Consider the following 16,177-nt stretch of genomic DNA (forward strand, 5'->3'; position numbering starts at 1 on the left):
CCGAGTCAGCGTGGCCCGACGAACAGCGTCTGCGTGGCCGTGCCGACCTCACCGGACTGGTCGAACAGTGTGGTGCGGGTGAGGCCGCGGCCACGCGGACCGATCGTCGTGGCCGCGTCCAGGCAGATCCACTCCCCCTCCGGTGCGCGGAAGAGCGAGATGGCGAGGTCCACGTTGGCGAAAAGGTAGGCGTCGAAGTCCAGGACACCGCTGATGCCGTTGCCGCTGTCGGCGAACATCGCGAGCCGTTCCAACGGCGTGATCTCCGCACCGTCGACGAGCGGCACCCGCGCCCTGCCCCACGCGACCGCGGGCCCGGCCTCGTCCGGGGACCCCTTGACGAACCGCCAGTCCGTGGCCCTGCCATACCCGAAGCCCCGCGCGATCCACGACTCCGTGTCGGCCTGGGCCGGTGGCGGGACCGGCGCGGGCGGCGGTGCGGCACCGTTCGCCGGGCTCTCGGCCTCCCTGATGCGCCACGCGGTCGCCCTGACCAGCTCACGCCCGCCGGATGTGACGGACGCGCCGAGGCACTGCACGCGCCTGCCGTCCCTGATCACTTCGGCGCGCACCTCCACTTCCGCGACCGGGACAGGGGCGAACACGTCCACCGCCAGCCGGGCCAGGGGAAGGCCGGGGAAACGGCCCGGAAGGCGGTCGAGCTCGTGCACCAGCAGCGCGGTGACGGGGCCCATGTGCTGCTGCCGCGGATCCCACGGTCCCTGGGTGTGCTCCGTCGCCTGATACCGGCCCTGGCCGAGGGGGACGTACATCGCCATGGAACGAGATTCTAGAGACGGCTCCACAGGCCCCATCAGCCGCGGAGTCGTCCTACTCGGAACCCGCGCCCGAGACCGCGTATCCCGGGATCGACGGCCACCGGACGGTGAGCACCACCGACTCCTCCTCGGCATACCAGGAGTGATCCACCCCGTGGCCCCACACCACGTAGTCGCCCTGTTTCTCCAGCACCACGCTCCGCCCGGGCAGCTCGACGCGGAAACGCCCGCTGATCAGCACGAGGAGCGCGGTGCGCCGCTCGCCGGTGACCCATTCCGCCCGCCGGTCACCCTGGGGATGCGCACACCACTTGATCTCGACCTCGTCGCTGTGCCGCACATCGCCCACGGGCTTGAAATGCCCCAGCAGCCACCCGCGGTCGGCGGGCCCGTCCAGATGCGCGTTCCCCACGTACACGTTCTCCATCACAGCCCCGCACGCTAGCGGAGCCGTTCACGACCCGCGGACGGGCCTGGGCGCGGTCCTGCGGTGAATCGGCCCGCCGGGGGCGTACCACCCTGCCTTCTTGCGTACGGCGGACGACGGGTCGTCGAGCATGGCGGTCAACTCGTCCAGCGCCTCTTCGACGAGCAGATGGTCGAGCAGCCTGCAGCATTGCTCGCGTACCACGGGACGAGGGGCCGGCCGCCGGCGAGTTCGCCCGCCGGATGCGCGACCTGACCACCCGGGCCCGGCGGCTCTCGCCCCGGCCGGTCGACTGCACCGCGCTGCGCTGGTGACGCTCCGATCCAGGCGTCCGGCGGGCACCCCGTCCCGCCAGGGGCGATGATGGGACAAATAGGGTGCTGTCATGGAGTATCGACGACTTGGCACCACCGGCATGAAGGTCAGCCGGATCTGTCTCGGCATGATGAGCTACGGCGACCCGGCCAAGCTGGGCGGCTGGGCCCTGGACGAGGAGCAGGCCGAGCCCATCGTGCGCAAGGCGGCCGAAGGCGGCGTGACCTTCTTCGACACCGCCGACGTCTACTCGGGAGGCGTCAGCGAGGAGGTCACCGGGCGGCTGCTGCGCAAGATCTTCGCTCGCCGCGACGACTATGTGCTGGCCACCAAGGTCTACTTCCCGATGGGCGAGGGCCGCAACGACTACGGCCTGTCCCGCAAGCACGTCATGTCGGCCATCGACGCCTCCCTCGCCCGCCTCGGCACCGACTACGTGGACCTGTACCAGATCCACCGCTGGGACGCCGAGACGCCGATCGAGGAGACCATGGAGGCGCTCCACGACATCGTTAAGGCCGGCAAGGCCCGCTACATCGGCGCCTCCAGCATGTGGGCGTGGCAGTTCGCCAAGGCCCAGCACACCGCGGACACGCACGGCTGGACCCGGTTCGTCTCGATGCAGAACCACTACAACCTGCTGCACCGCGAGGAGGAGCGGGAGATGATCCCGCAGTGCGTCGACCAGGGCGTGGGCCTCATCCCGTGGAGCCCGCTCGCGCGCGGCCTGCTCGCCCGCGCGGGCAGGAAGGCCGACACCGTGCGGCAGGTCGGCGACGGCGCCAGGCAGGAGCAGCTGTACGGCGGTCCCGCCGACGAGGCGATCCTGGAGCGGGTGGCGCGCACCGCCGAGGAGCGGGGCGTCTCCCCCGCGCCCCTCTCCCTCGCGTGGCTGCTCAGCCGCCCGGGTGTCACCGCTCCGATCGTCGGCGCGACCAAGGAGCACCACGTGGACGACGCCCTCGCCGCGGTCGAGCTGAAGCTCACCGACGAGGAGATCGCCTTCCTCGAGGAGCCGTACCAGGCCCGGCCGCAGCGGTTCTGACCATGCGACCCCCCGATCGAGGCCTCCTCTCGCCGGGGCCCGGCAACGGCCCGGCGGGCGGGGGTCCGGGGTCTCCTCAGCCGCCGGTCGTGCGGCGGCGCCGGGCCCGGCGCGGGTAGGCCTTGGCCGTCTCGGCCAGCCGCGCCGCGTGCTCGGCCTGCTTGCGCCAGTGCCCGTACGCGTCGCCGCGCTGCGCGAGCCGGTCCAGCTCACGCATCGTCGCCAGCGGGATGAACGCGGGCTCGGCGTCCCGCCACGGCGTGCCGGGCAGCGGCATGAACGTGTGGGTGTGGATGCGCGCCCCGAGATCGGCGAGGTCGGCGGCGAGCCGCAGCGACGCGTCCTGGTCCTCCGGCGACTCGCCGGGCAGCCCGAAGATGAAGTCGACGTTCGGGCGGAAGCCGTGTTCCACGGCGATCCGTACGGCGTCGCGCACCGGCGCACTGCCATGACCGCGACCTGCCGCGGCCAGCACGCGGTCGGAGCCCGACTGCGCGCCGATGATGATGTTGTCGTTGGCCACGTAACGCTTGAGCAGCCGCATCGCCTCCGGCGTCACGTGCTCGGGACGGATCTCCGAGGGGAAACTGCCGAAGAACACCCGCCCGTTCGCCGGCAGCTCCTCTTTCACGCCCGCCAGCAGTTCCTCCACGGCGTCCAGCGCCGGCTCCGGCCCCTGCGTGCCGTACGAGAGTGAGGTAGGGGTGATGAAACGGACGTCCCGCAGGCCGTGGGCGGCCATCCGGCGGACGTGCTCGCGCACGCTGTCCACGCTGCGGTGCCGGAACCTGCCGCCGAACATGAAGGGCGTCTGACAGAAACGGCACGTGTAGGCGCAGCCCCTCGTGATCTCGATGGGCCCGAAGTGGCGGCGCCGGTCGGGGAAGGACGGGAAGGCGTCCAGCGGTAACTGCGGGGCCGGTGGCGTGCGCAGCGCCACACCGTCGCCGTCGCGCACCGCCAGCCCGGGCACGCCGGTGAGCGGCCGGTCCGCGCGCAGCGCCTCGACCAGCGCGACGATCGTCGGCTCCCCCTCGCCGATCGCGGCGAGGTCCCAGCCGGCGTCGATGACCTGCTGCGGCTCGGCGGTGGCGTGCACCCCTCCGGCGATGTGCAGGACGCGGGGGTCGTCGGCGAGTGCCCGCATGGTGGCCAGCTCGGCCGCCATCGCCTCGGCGTCCGGCGAGTAGAACGACCACAGGACCAGGACGCGGTCCGCGCGGCTGGCCGCGATGTGCTCCGCGGTCTCCTCGGGAGTGGTCCCGAGCCTCAGGTCGCACTCGGCCTTCGCCGTTTCGAGCGCGCCGAGCAGCGCGTTGACGCCGTACGTCACGGCCTTGCGATAGCGGACCACCACGGACACTTCCACGCTCACCCTGGCAGGGTAGTGCCATCGTCCCGTTCTCCCGCACCGGTGATCGCCGAGCGCGATACTCGCGCGCCGGCCGAGCATCTCCGGCTTTCGGCGGACGACCGGGCCGGCGGCGGAAGGCCGCGTCGCCGGTGACCATGGGCGCTCACAATGACTCTTCCGATCGGCTCTCCTCTCCATCAGGGTGCGTGGAGGTGGTGTGGGGCGGAGCCAATACGAGACGGAGAACCCTTGTCAAGGGTCTTGATACCGGGCCGCGTCACCACCGGGATCCGGGCGCGGCCCAACTGGGCGTTGTCGCGGCGACCCGGGAGACCGGCGAAAGGCCGGTCGTGAAACTTTCATCTAACCTCCCCGGCCGGCACACCAGGCTGCCGAAACTTTCAAAGCATAGATGCCGACCGCTTAACCGATTCCGCACCCCAGGAATGAGCAGGTCGTCCGAAAGTTTCTGGTAAAGCCTTGACAAGTTTCGGCGAGGTTTCCACACTGATCCTCCGAGGCGGTCCCCGGCCCCAAGTGGTGGTGCACGGCAGGGGGCCGCCGATCACGACGCCCCGGTGGTGTGCGCCCTCGAGCGACGAGGCGCGGCGTCGGTCTCACGGGAACCCCTCGCGTTCCCCCAGGTGATCTATGGAGGCTCAGACATGGGCGAAAACATCGTGCCGCCGCCCGGAACCCGGCTGCGCCGGGCTCTGGTCGCCGGCGCTGTCGGCGTACTCACCGCGGCCGCGGCCGCGGTGGCGGTGTCGGTGCCGGCTCCCGCCGGCGCGGCGGAGAGCACGCTGGCCGCGGCGGCCGCGCAGAGCGGCCGCTACTTCGGCACCGCCATCGCCAGCGGCAAGCTCGGCGACGGGAACTACACGAACATCGCGAACCGCGAGTTCAACATGATCACGGCCGAGAACGAGATGAAGATCGACGCGACTGAGCCGAACCAGGGTCAGTTCAACTTCACCAACGCCGACCGGATCTACAACTGGGCGACGCAGAACGGCAAGCAGGTGCGCGGGCACACGCTGGCCTGGCACTCCCAGCAGCCGGGCTGGATGCAGTCCCTCAGCGGCAGCGCGCTGCGCCAGGCGATGATCAACCACATCAACGGCGTGATGGCCCACTACAAGGGCAAGATCCCCTACTGGGACGTGGTCAACGAGGCCTACGACGACAACAACGGCGGCCGCCGCGACTCCAACCTGCAGCGCACCGGCAACGACTGGATCGAGGTCGCCTTCCGCACCGCCCGGGCGGCCGACCCGTCCGCCAAGCTCTGCTACAACGACTACAACATCGACAACTGGACCTGGGCCAAGACGCAGGGCGTCTACAACATGGTCCGCGACTTCAAGTCGCGTGGCGTGCCCATCGACTGTGTCGGCCTGCAGTCGCACTTCAACGGCCAGAGCCCGTACAACAGCAACTACCGCACCACCATCTCCCAGTTCGCCGCCCTCGGCGTGGACGTGGCCATCACCGAGCTGGACATCCAGGGCGGCTCGGCCCAGACCTACGCCAACGTCGTCAACGACTGCCTGGCCGTCCCCCGCTGCATCGGCATCACGGTGTGGGGCGTGCGTGACAGCGACTCGTGGCTCGGCGCGAACACCAGCCCGCTGCTGTTCGACAGCAACGGCAACAAGAAGGCCGCGTACAACTCGGTCCTGAACGCTCTCAACTCCGCCACGCCGACCACCTCGCCCAGCCCCGGCACCTCGCCGAGCCCCGGCACCTCGCCCAGCCCGGGCACCTCGCCGACCCCTGGTGGCGGCGGCAACGGGCAGATCAGGGGCGTCGCGTCCGGCCGCTGCCTCGACGTGCCGAACGCCAGCACCAACGATGGCGTCCAGCTCCAGATCTGGGACTGCCACGGCGGCAGCAACCAGCAGTGGACCTACACCTCCTCGCAGGAGCTCCGGGTCTACGGCAACAAGTGTCTTGACGCCGCGGGCACCGGCAACGGCGTCAAGGTCCAGATCTACTCCTGCTGGGGCGGCGACAACCAGAAGTGGCGCCTCAACTCCGACGGCTCCATCCAGGGCGTCCAGTCCGGGCTGTGCCTGGACGCCGTCGGACAGGGCACCGGCAACGGCACCCAGATCCAGCTGTACTCCTGCTGGGGCGGCAACAACCAGAAGTGGACCTTCACGCAGTAGGCATGACGGGTCCGGCCAGGCCGGCTCATCGCCCGTGTCAGGCGCGATGACCGGAGCCGGGACCACGGCCGCGGCGGCCACGACAGGCCGCCGCGGCACCGGGCCCGCCGGCCCGGACTCGCCGACGCGAGTCCGTCGGCCCCTGGCACCCCACTCACAGGGAATGGCCTCCGGTGCGCGCGCCGCACCGGAGGCCATGTGTGTTCCCGAACGTTTCCTCTCACCCAGGATCAGGTCACCCAGGATCAGGTCACCCGGGATCAGAGCCGCCCGGGATCAGGGCCGCCCGTGATCAGGGCTTGACCGCGAGGGCGCCGTAGGCCCAGGCGTGACCACCGGGGATCCGCTCCTGGGACTCGTCCGGCCGCCAGCGCACCACCTCGACCAGGCCCGGATCCTCCACCTTCCAGCCCTCGAAGAACCGCAGCACCTCGTCACGCGTACGCGGCACCATGGGCGCGGTGCTGTTGTCGTAGGGCTTGGTGAACTCCTCCTCGCGCACCTGCGGCGCGAAGTCGAGCGTGATGTGCGACAGCAGCAGGCGGCTGCCCGGCGGCACGGCCGCCTTGAACGCCTCGACCAGGCCGTACGGGTCCTCCTCGTCGGTGATGAAGTGCAGGACGCCCGCCAGGATGACGGCCACCGGACGGTCGAAGTCGATCACGGCCCGGACCTCCGGGTGGGACAGGATCGTCTCCGGCTGCCGCATGTCGGCCTCGATCACCGACGTCTTCCCCGTGGGGCCTCCGGTCAGCAGGGCGCGGCCGTGCACCAGGACGATGGGGTCGTTGTCCACGTACGCCACCCGGGCCTCGGGGTTGGCCTGCTGCGCGATCTCGTGGGTGTTGCCCTGCGTGGGGATGCCCGTGCCGATGTCGAGGAACTGTGTCATGCCGGCCTCGGCGGCGAGATGACGCACTCCCCGGCGGAGGAAGGCGCGGTGGGCGCGGACGCCCTCGCGAGTGCCCGGGGAAACCTTCAGAAGGTGTTCGGCCGCCTCGCGGTCCGCCGCGTAGTTGTCCTTGCCGCCCAGCAGATAGTCGTATATCCGGGCCGGATGCGGGACCTTGGTGTTGATTCGCGGGACGGGCCTGGCGACCGGCTCGGGGTCCGTCGGCTGTGGCATCTATGATCCTTTCTGTGCTCTCTCACGGCAGGAGGACCATGGGCGGCCGGACGGCCACGACGAGACGGTGGTCACTGCCCGCGAACCGCCATCGAAACTTTCCAAATATTTAATGCAAGTTTCGTAGAGACGGTATTCGTCTACCGCGATTCAGGTCAAGCCGGACAGCCGATCACCGCGCAATCGCAACGGTCCACAGCCGGCCACGCCCTCGCCAGATCAAAACTTGCGACAATTTGCACGTATAGGACAAATATGAGTGGCGTGCGGGCGGCATTGCCTATGCCCGCTTTTGCGGGCAATTCGCGCCGACAGGACGAAACCGCGCTGTCCGCCCGGCATTCCCGCCGGCATCACCACTCGGCCCGTTCGCGCCCGGCTGCCGGACCCGCCCGTTAATACGTTGCGGAGTCGCGCGGGCGGGCGGGACGCTGAGCGGATGCTGATCCGACGGGAGAACCCCGGCGACGCCGAGGCCGTCCGCGCGGTCGTCGCCGCCGCCTTCGCGCCCTACGAAGCGGCCCGCAACTCCGGCCACCCCGGCGGGCTGCCGATGGAGGTGACGTTGCTCGACGCGCTGCGCACCGACTCCGGCTGGCTGCCGGAGCTGTCGCTCGTCGCACCGGCGACAGCGCCGACGATGTCAACGGCGTCACACGGTGGGATCGCGGGTCATGTCGTCTGCACGAGGGCCCATGTGGGCTCGGTGCCCGTGCTCGGGCTCGGTCCGCTGTCCGTGCACCCCGATCACCAGCGGCGGGGCGTCGGCTCCGCTCTCGTGCACGCCGCGCTCGGGGCGGCCGAGGCGCTCGGCGCGCCGCTGGTCGGGCTGGTCGGCAGTCCCGCGTACTACTCGCGCTTCGGCTTCGAACCCGCGGAGGCGTACGGCGTGACGGCGCCGGACCCGGCGTGGGGCGAGTTCTTCCAGGTGCGGGTGTTCGAGCGGCCGGTCCCGCCGCCGCGTGGGCCCTTCGTCTACGCCAAGCCCTTCTCCACCATTGACGGCGGGTGATCGGTGTGGCACTCACCTGTTCGTGAAGACATTCGTGGCGTGGCTCGTCCTCGTCGTCATCGTGACCGGCTGCCAGAGCACCACCGAGTCCGCGGCGCCACCGCCCGCCCGTCCTCCGGCAGCGGCAACGGCCACGGCCACGGCCACGGTCGTCTCGCTGGAGGCCGTGGACGAGCGTACGGACCGGCTCGTGATCGACTCCCCGGCCGCGGGCGGGGAGCGCTCGGTGTGGGTGGTGAAGCCCGCGGCCTGGAAACCGGGCTCCACCGGCTGGCGCGCGCTCTACCTGCTGCACGGCTGCTGCGCCGGCGGCGCCTTCGACTGGCTCAGGACGGGCGAGGTCGCCCGGCTGACCGCTCGCCTCGACGCCGTCGTCATCGTCCCCGAGGGCGGCCCGATGGGCTGGTACGCCGACTGGCGCGACGGCCCCGGCTGGGAGACCTTCCACATGACCGAGGTGCCGCGCCTGGTCGAGCCGCGATACGGCGTGGGCACGCGCCGTGCGGTCGCCGGTTTCTCCATGGGCGGCCTCGGCGCGTTCGTCTACGCGGCCCGGCATCCGGGCATGTTCGAGGCGGCGGCGTCGTTCTCGGGGGTGCTCGACACGCGTGCCGACGTTTCCGGATATCGGTCGTTCATGGCAGGCAACGGCGTGGACACCGAGGACCTGTGGGGCGACCCGAGCGAATGGCCGGAGCACAATCCCGCCGACCTGGCCGGGCGGCTCAAGGGCGTGCGCCTCTACGCGTCCTCCGGCGACGGCGAGCCCGGCCCGCTCGACCACGGGGACGGGCCGGTCGACGGCACCGAGGCCGCGATCATGCGGCAGAACCGGAACTTCGCCAGGGCCGCGGAGAAGGCCGGGGTGAAGGTGACGACCGACTTCTACGGAAACGGCACCCACACCTGGCCATATTGGATCCGTTCGTTCGAACGTGCGCTCCCGCTTCTCCTGCCCCGAGACGGCCTACGCTGAGACGCATGGGACGGGCCAATGACGAGGCAGCCGCGGCGCTGCAGGAGTACGCCGAGCTTTTCGCGCTGAACGGCGGGGACGCCTTCCGGGTGCGCAGCTACCAGAAGGCGGCCAAGTCGATCGCGGGATTCCCCGGGGACCTCGCGGAGACCGACGTCCGGTCGATCCCGGGCGTGGGCGAGGCGATCGCCAAGAAGGTCGAGGAGTTCCTCGCACGCGGCAGCTTCCGCCAGCTCGACGACCTGCGGGGCAAGGTGCCCGAGGGGGTCCGCAAGCTGACCCGCGTCCCGTCGCTCGGCCCGAAGAAGGCGCTGTTCCTGTTCCAGGAGCTCGGCATCGACTCCCCCGCCGCGCTGGCCGACGCGATCCGGGACGGCCGCCTGAAGGGCGTGCGCGGCTTCGGCGCCAAGACCGAGGAGAACCTGCTCCGGGGCATCGAGCACATGGAGCGGTCGGGCGACCGCGTCCACCTCGGCATCGCGGCCGACCTCGCGGAGCGGGTCATCGCCTCGCTGCCGGCCGACCGGATCGCCTTCGCCGGGTCGCTGCGCCGGATGAGCGAGACGATCGGCGACATCGACATCCTCGCCGTCGGCGACCCCGGCCTGATGGAGCTGTTCGCGCGGCAGCCGTACGTCACCGAGATCGTCGCGAAGGGCGAGCGCAAGACCTCGGTCAGGACCGACCGCGGCCTGCAGGTGGACCTGCGGCTCGTCCCCGCCGAGTCATGGGGCGCGGCGATGATCTACTTCACCGGTAGCAAGGAGCACAACGTCGCCATCCGGGAGATGGCGGTCAAGAAGGGCTGGAAGCTGTCGGAGTACGGCCTGTTCGACGGCGACCGCCTCATCGCGTCGGAGACCGAGGAGGAGATCTACCAGGCGCTCGGCATGGCGTGGGTGCACCCGGCGCTGCGCGAGGACGGCGGCGAGGTGGCGGCCGCGCTGCGGGGCGAGCTGCCGCGGCTGGTCGAGCTGCACGACCTGCGGGGCGACCTGCACACCCACACCGACCTCACCGACGGCATCGCCTCGCTGGAGGACATGGTGGCCGCGGCCGCGATGCGCGGCTACTCCTACTACGCGGTGACCGACCACGCGCCCGACCTGGTCATGCAGCGGATGACCCTCGACAAGGCGCTCGCCCAGCGCGCCCGCATCGCCGAGTTGCAGGCGAGATATCCGGACATGCGATTGCTGCACGGCAGCGAGCTGAACATCGCCCCGGACGGCTCGGTGGACTGGCCGGCCGAGGTGCTCGCCGGGTTCGACGTCTGCGTCGCGTCGGTGCACTCGCACTTCACCCAGTCGCGCGAGGAGATGACTCGCCGGTTCGTCGCGGCGTGCGAGAACCCGCACGTCCACGTCATCGGCCACCCCACGACGCGCAAGATCGGCAAGCGGCCGCCGGTGGACGCGGACTGGGACGCGGTGTTCCGCGCCGCCGCGAGGACCGGCACGATCATGGAGATCGACTCCTACCCCGACCGGGCCGACCTGCCCTCCGACCTCGTACGGCTCGCGCGCCACCACGGCGTGAAGTTCTCCATCGACAGCGACTCCCACGCCGTGCCGCACCTGGCCCACCAGAGGTTCGGCGTGGGCATCGCGCAGCGGGCCTGGCTGACCCCGGACGACGTGGTGAACACCTGGCCGCTCGACCGCCTGCTGGCCCACCTCGGCAGGGCCTGACCGGCCCTTACGAATACCGCCCTTGCGAATACCGCCCTTACGAATACCGCCCTTACGAATACCGGCCCTCACAGATCCGCGAGGATTCCGCGCAGCATCGTCACGGTGTCGCGGGCCGACTCGGCCTGCACGCTGAGGTCGTTCATCACGGCGGTGTAGTCGTCCACGTCCTCCTGCTTGTCTAGGTACAGGGCGCTGCTGAGCTGTTCGAGGTAGACGACGTCGGGCAGGTCGGGCTCGGCGAACCGCAGGATGGTGAACGGGCCGCCCACGGCGGGGTGGCCCCCGGCCCGGAAGGGCAGGACCTGCAGGGTGACGCCCGGGCGCGCGGCGGCCTCGATCAGGTGCTCGATCTGGCGGCGCTGCACGGCCCGCCCGCCCAGGGGACGGCGCAGCGCCGACTCGTCCACCACCGACCACAGCCGGGGCCCGCCGGCCTGGTCGAGGAGCCGCTGACGCCGCATGCGCAGGCCGACGCGGCGCTCGACGTCCGGCTCGGGCGCCCCGCGATGCCGCAGCCGGATCGCCGCGCGCGCGTAGTCCTCGGTCTGCAGCAGGTCGTGAACGAACTGGACCTCGTACGTGCGGATGGTGGCCGCCGCCTCCTCCAGCCCGACGTAGACCTCGAACCGGCCGGGCAGCAGGTCGTTGTACTGGTGCCACCAGCCGGGGGTGCCGGCCTGCTCGGCGAGCGCCAGCATCGTCTCCCGTTCCCCGCTGTCGACGACGCCGTACAGCGTGAGCAGGTCGGTCACGTCGCGCCGTTTGAAGGGGGTGCGGCCCAGCTCCAGCCGGCAGATCTTCGACGTGGAGGCGCGAATGGCGCGCCCGGCCTGCTCGCGGCTGATGTTCCTGGCCTCGCGGAGCCGGCGCAACTGGGCGCCGAGCATCATGCGCACCACCGTCGGCCCGCCCCGCGGCTGAACCGGCCGTCCCTCCGGACGGGTCGCGTCCTCCGGCCGAGCCGAGATCATCCCTGTCCTCCCCGATGTGGACCTCGCCGATATGGCCCTCGCCGCGCCGGCCGTACGCCGCCGCCGGACGGGATGCTATCGGGGCGAACGCGGCCGTCATGGCGCTTTCGGCGCGCCCCGGGCGGTTGCGTGCCGGAGCTTGATCGGAAAGGATGGGCGCACGTCTGTCGGCACCCTGCGGAGATCACCGACGCGGGTGCGGTCGTCTCCCCGTCCCGACCATTCCGAGGTCCCCATGAGCGACACTCCTCCCGCCGACGACCCCGGCGTCCGCAGGATCGACAGCAGCGTGCCGCACTCGGCCCGCGTCTGGAACTACTTCCTCGGGGGCAAGGACCACTACCCGGTCGACAGGGAGGCGGGCGAACGCATCCGCGCCGTCTTCCCCGGCATGGTGGACATCACCCGCCAGTCCCGGCAGATGCTCGTGCGCACCGTCGGATATCTCGCCCGCGAGGCGGGAATCCGCCAGTTCCTCGACATCGGCACGGGCCTGCCCACCGTCGACAACACCCACGAGGTCGCCCAGCGGCTGGCCCCGGAGTCCCGGATCGTCTACGTCGACAACGACCCCCTCGTGCTGGTGCACGCCGAGGCGCTGCTGACCAGCACCCCCGAGGGGGCGACCGACTACATCGAGGCCGACGTGCGCGACCCCGGCCGCATCCTGCGGGAGGCGGCCGGGACGCTCGACTTCACGCGGCCGACCGCGCTCATGCTGATGGGCATCCTCGGCCTGGTCGCCGACTACGACGAGGCGCGCGACATCGTGCGCCGGCTGCTGGACGCCCTGCCCTCCGGCAGTTATCTCGCGCTCTACGACGGCTCCGACACCGACCCGGCGTACGTCAAGGCGCTGGGCGGCTACAACGCGGGCAGCGGCGCCACCCCCTACACGCCGCGCAGCCCCGAGCTGATCAGGGGCTACTTCGACGGCCTCGAGCTGCTCGATCCCGGCATCGTCTCGGTGTCGCGGTGGCGGGCGGAGGACAACCCGTGGGGCGAGCCCCGCGAGGTGGCCTGCTTCGGCGGCCTGGCGCGCAAGCCCTGACGGGCACGGCCGGGCCGCCGGCCGTGCCCCTCCGAATCTCCTCCGCGCGTTCCTCCATCAGGCGGCACGGCCGGCCGTCAGCAGAGGGAGCAACTGCTCGCCCTGGCGCCTGATCTCCGGCAGATAGGGGGTGTCGGAGAGCACGAAGTGGGTGATGCCGAGGGCTTCGTACTTGCGCAGCGACTTCGCCACGTCCTCGGCCGAGCCGACCAGCCAGGTGGTGCCGGCGCCGCCCCCGCCGAACTTGCCGGGCGTGGTGTAGAGGTTGTCGTCGAGCACCTCGCCCCGCGCGGCGAGCTCCAGCAGCCGCTGCTGGCCGACGGCGGCGTGCCTGTTCGGGTCGCGTTCGATGGCGCCCTTGGCCATCTGCGCGACCTTGGCCTCGGCGTCGGCCCAGGCCTGCTCGGTGGTGTCCCGCACCAGCGTGGTGATGCGCAGCCCGAACTCCAGCGGCGGGTGCTCGCGGCCGAGCCGGTCGCTGAGCCGCCTGAGCCGGTCGATCCGCTCGGCGATGCCGTCGAGCGGCTCACCCCAGAAGAGCTGTACGTCGGCCTCGGTGGCGGCCACTTTCTCCGCGGCCTCCGAGGCGCCGCCGAAGTAGAGCCGGGGATGCCGGCGTTCGCCCCGGACCACCGGCCGCGGCACCACGGTCGAGCCGGTGACGGAGAAGTGCTCGCCCTCATAGGTGACGTTCTCCTCGGTCCACAGCCGGCGCACGATCCGCATGAACTCCCTGGTGCGGGCGTAGCGGTGGGCCTGGTCGCCCTCGCTGTCGCCGTATGCGGCGAGGTTGTCCCTGCCCGACACGACGTTGACCAGCACCCGTCCCCCGGTGAGATGGTCCAGGGTCGCGGCGGCGGAGGCGAAGTTGGCCGGATGCCAGTAGCCGGGACGGATCGCGATCAGCGGCTGGAACGTCGTGGTCCGCGCGGCGAGGGCGGCGGCGACCGTGAAGGTGTCGGGCCGTCCCCAGCCGGTGCCGATGAGCGCTCCGCCCCACCCGTGCTCCTCCAGGGCCCTGGCGTGGCTGGTCAAGGTGTCCAGGCTGTTGTGGTTCTCGACGACGTCGTCGCCTCGGTGACCGGGCTCGGCCTGGTTGGGGATGTACCAGAGGAACTGCAGGCTCATCGACGATCTCCCTGTCCTGTGGGCGGGCGGATGTGACTGTGACCCAGATCACATAAAAACCTAGTTCTCAAGTAGGTAAAGTGTAGTTCGTGATCGAGTTGCTTCGGTACTCCAGGCGCGAGATCGACTTCGCCTTCTTCGCCGGCGCGCTCTGTAAGCGCTGAACGGCTCTCGCGCCGTTCGCGGGACAGCCCGCGCCGGTTTTCGCGAAGCCCGTCTGCCGTCAGGGCCGCACCAGCGGCCCTGACCCACGTCGCCGGCCATGCGTCAGGCGGCCGCGACCGTCATCCACGTCATCGTCCGCGAGCCCTGCCACACCCGCGCACCCGGAGCGGTGCGCCTCCCCCTCGCCCCCGTACGGCGCCTGGACTTTGCCCCGCCAAGCACAAGGAACGTTCATGTCAGACCTTCGCACCGCAATCGAGCGCGCCACCCCGAGGCGCAAGAGATGGCCCTGGGTCGCCGCGGCCGTCGCCGTCCTCCTGGTCGCCGGAGGCGGGTTCGCCCTCACCCGCGGGGACGCCTCCACCGGCCGGTCCGCCACCGCCGGCGCCCCCGTCCGCGGCGGCACCCTGCAGTTCGCCCTCATCGACTACCAGCGCAGCCCCGACCCGCAGTGGGGCACCAACTACGCCGAATCGCTCATCGGCAACAACATCACCGACAAGCTGACCTGGCAGGACCCGGACACCGGAGAGATCACCCCGTGGCTGGCGGAGTCCTGGGAGTACAACAAGGACCTCACCGAGTTCACCTTCCACCTGCGCAAGGACGTCACCTTCAGCGACGGCAGCCCGTTCGACTCCGAGGTGGTCAAGGCCAACTTCGACCAGTACGTGCACGGCGACGAGAAGCTGGGCATCAACCCCAACGGCGCCATCCTGCTGCCCGGCTACATCGAGACGCTGACCCCGGACCGCTACACCGCCGTCGTCCGCTTCGAGAAGCCGCTCGCGAGCTTCCTGCAGGCCTCGTCCTTCACCGCCAACGCGCAGCCCGGTTTCCTGTCGCTGTCGACGCTGAAGCTCAGCGCGGAGGAGCGTACGGACCCGAAGAAGGTGATCGGCACCGGTCCGTTCGTGTACGAGTCGTGGCAGCCGCAGGTCAAGACCGTGCTCGTCAGGCGCAAGGGCTACAACTGGGCGCCGCCGGCGCTGAAGCACAAGGGCGAGGCCTATCTCGACAGGATCGTGTTCAACACGATCCCCGAGGCCAGCGTCCGGACCGGTTCGCTCACGTCCGGGGCCATCGACGCCACGCTCGACGTGGGCACCACGGACGAGAAGCCGCTGGCCGACCAGGGATTCAAGATCATCTACCGGGGCGTCTCCGGCACCTCCATCTTCTTCAACCTCAACTCGCAGCTCTTCCCGACCGACGACATCGCGGTGCGCCGGGCGATCCAGCTCGGCTGGGACCGCGAGGCGGTCAGGAAGACGGTGCTCACCGACTCCTACTCCGTGGCGACCTCGGTCCTCGCCCCCTCGGTCCCCGGCTACGTGGACTACAGCGGCACCGTGCTCAGGTACGACCCCGAGAAGGCCGGGCGCCTCCTCGACGAGGCCGGCTGGAAGGAGGGCCCGGACGGCATCCGGGTCAAGGACGGCAAGAAGCTCGTGGTCAAGCTGCTCGGCATCAGCAACCTGGTGGCGAACAAGCCGGCGTACGAGTCGATCCAGCAGGACCTGAAGAAGATCGGCATCGACCTGCGGCTCACCGTCGTCCCGATCCCGGACTACACCGCCCTGCTCACCAAGGCCAAGACCGACTGGAACATCGTCGCGGCCAACCGCTCGCGCAACGACCCCGCGGTCCTCAACCTCCAGTACGGCCCGGCGCTCGGCAACGGCTCGTACGTCACGAAGGACTCCCCCGGGATCGACGTGGACGAGGTCACGCGGACCCTGGGCGCGCTGGAGCTCACCCTCGACCCGGCGACGCGCAAGCAGTACGCCAAGGCGGCGCAGGACCTCCTGCTCGACAAGTACGCGCTGGTGAACCCGGTCTACAACCCCTCACAGGTGATCGCCCACGCGGACTACGTCCACGGGATCATCTTCGACGCCCAGTCCCGCAACCACTTCGTGGACACGTGGAAGAGCAACGGGAAGTGACGGCCGCCGGCCGC

14 protein-coding genes are annotated in these 16,177 nt (G+C 70.6%); 7 read left to right on the top strand and 7 right to left on the bottom strand.

Annotation, left to right across the window (positions count from 1 at the left end; genetic code table 11):
• Positions 1-5: 5 nt before the first annotated feature.
• From HCK04_RS02675 to HCK04_RS02685, 3 genes are read right to left on the bottom strand one after another with little or no spacing between them, the layout of a single operon-like run.
• Positions 6-779, bottom strand: a complete 774-nt coding sequence (locus tag HCK04_RS02675; protein ID WP_168065585.1) for a thioesterase family protein — start codon at positions 777-779, stop codon at positions 6-8.
• A 52-nt stretch (positions 780-831) separates the two neighbouring features.
• Positions 832-1,206: a signal peptidase I gene (locus HCK04_RS02680; protein ID WP_205829802.1), complete on the bottom strand. Its 375-nt coding sequence runs from the start codon at positions 1,204-1,206 to the stop codon at positions 832-834.
• Between the two features lie 27 nt (positions 1,207-1,233).
• Entirely contained in the window at positions 1,234-1,410 is a 177-nt protein-coding gene (locus HCK04_RS02685) for a HEAT repeat domain-containing protein (RefSeq protein WP_168065587.1), read from the bottom strand.
• Between the two features lie 181 nt (positions 1,411-1,591).
• Here HCK04_RS02685 and HCK04_RS02690 point away from each other — a divergent pair, with 181 nt between their 5' ends.
• Positions 1,592-2,566: an aldo/keto reductase gene (locus HCK04_RS02690; protein WP_142645282.1), complete on the top strand. Its 975-nt coding sequence runs from the start codon at positions 1,592-1,594 to the stop codon at positions 2,564-2,566.
• Between the two features lie 76 nt (positions 2,567-2,642).
• Here HCK04_RS02690 and HCK04_RS02695 read toward each other — a convergent pair whose 3' ends face one another.
• Positions 2,643-3,941, bottom strand: a complete 1,299-nt coding sequence (locus tag HCK04_RS02695; RefSeq protein ID WP_260617052.1) for a TIGR04013 family B12-binding domain/radical SAM domain-containing protein — start codon at positions 3,939-3,941, stop codon at positions 2,643-2,645.
• A gap of 644 nt (positions 3,942-4,585) precedes the next feature.
• Between HCK04_RS02695 and HCK04_RS02700 the strand changes: the two genes are divergently transcribed.
• Positions 4,586-6,091 (top strand): endo-1,4-beta-xylanase, encoded by a 1,506-nt coding sequence (locus HCK04_RS02700; protein WP_142645284.1) that lies wholly within the window; start codon positions 4,586-4,588, stop codon positions 6,089-6,091.
• Between the two features lie 292 nt (positions 6,092-6,383).
• On the opposite strand, the gene HCK04_RS02705 is transcribed toward HCK04_RS02700, so the two are convergent.
• Positions 6,384-7,217, bottom strand: a complete 834-nt coding sequence (locus tag HCK04_RS02705) for an SAM-dependent methyltransferase (protein ID WP_142645285.1) — start codon at positions 7,215-7,217, stop codon at positions 6,384-6,386.
• Between the two features lie 439 nt (positions 7,218-7,656).
• Here HCK04_RS02705 and HCK04_RS02710 point away from each other — a divergent pair, with 439 nt between their 5' ends.
• The 3 genes from HCK04_RS02710 to polX are packed head-to-tail and all read left to right on the top strand — an operon-like array spanning position 7,657 to position 10,896.
• Positions 7,657-8,229, top strand: coding sequence for an N-acetyltransferase (locus HCK04_RS02710; RefSeq protein ID WP_142645286.1), 573 nt, complete (start codon positions 7,657-7,659; stop codon positions 8,227-8,229).
• Between the two features lie 22 nt (positions 8,230-8,251).
• Complete coding sequence (locus HCK04_RS02715) at positions 8,252-9,205, top strand: alpha/beta hydrolase family protein (RefSeq protein ID WP_168065589.1); 954 nt, start codon at positions 8,252-8,254, stop codon at positions 9,203-9,205.
• A gap of 5 nt (positions 9,206-9,210) precedes the next feature.
• Positions 9,211-10,896 (top strand): DNA polymerase/3'-5' exonuclease PolX, encoded by a 1,686-nt coding sequence (polX, locus tag HCK04_RS02720; RefSeq protein ID WP_142645288.1) that lies wholly within the window; start codon positions 9,211-9,213, stop codon positions 10,894-10,896.
• A 68-nt stretch (positions 10,897-10,964) separates the two neighbouring features.
• Here polX and HCK04_RS02725 read toward each other — a convergent pair whose 3' ends face one another.
• Positions 10,965-11,870 carry a helix-turn-helix transcriptional regulator gene (locus tag HCK04_RS02725; RefSeq protein ID WP_142645289.1) on the bottom strand — a complete coding sequence of 302 codons (906 nt, stop codon included), beginning with the start codon at positions 11,868-11,870 and terminating at the stop codon, positions 10,965-10,967.
• Between the two features lie 235 nt (positions 11,871-12,105).
• Here HCK04_RS02725 and HCK04_RS02730 point away from each other — a divergent pair, with 235 nt between their 5' ends.
• Positions 12,106-12,921, top strand: a complete 816-nt coding sequence (locus HCK04_RS02730; protein WP_142645290.1) for an SAM-dependent methyltransferase — start codon at positions 12,106-12,108, stop codon at positions 12,919-12,921.
• Positions 12,922-12,978: 57 nt separating this feature from the next.
• Here HCK04_RS02730 and HCK04_RS02735 read toward each other — a convergent pair whose 3' ends face one another.
• Positions 12,979-14,049, bottom strand: a complete 1,071-nt coding sequence (locus tag HCK04_RS02735) for an LLM class flavin-dependent oxidoreductase (protein ID WP_142645291.1) — start codon at positions 14,047-14,049, stop codon at positions 12,979-12,981.
• Between the two features lie 398 nt (positions 14,050-14,447).
• Between HCK04_RS02735 and HCK04_RS02740 the strand changes: the two genes are divergently transcribed.
• The gene (locus tag HCK04_RS02740) at positions 14,448-16,163 is read left to right on the top strand and encodes an ABC transporter substrate-binding protein (protein ID WP_142645292.1); all 1,716 of its coding nucleotides are present in this window, start codon (positions 14,448-14,450) and stop codon (positions 16,161-16,163) included.
• Positions 16,164-16,177: the final 14 nt, after the last annotated feature.

This window comes from Microbispora sp. CL1-1, assembly GCF_012034195.1.
Taxonomy (GTDB): domain Bacteria; phylum Actinomycetota; class Actinomycetes; order Streptosporangiales; family Streptosporangiaceae; genus Microbispora.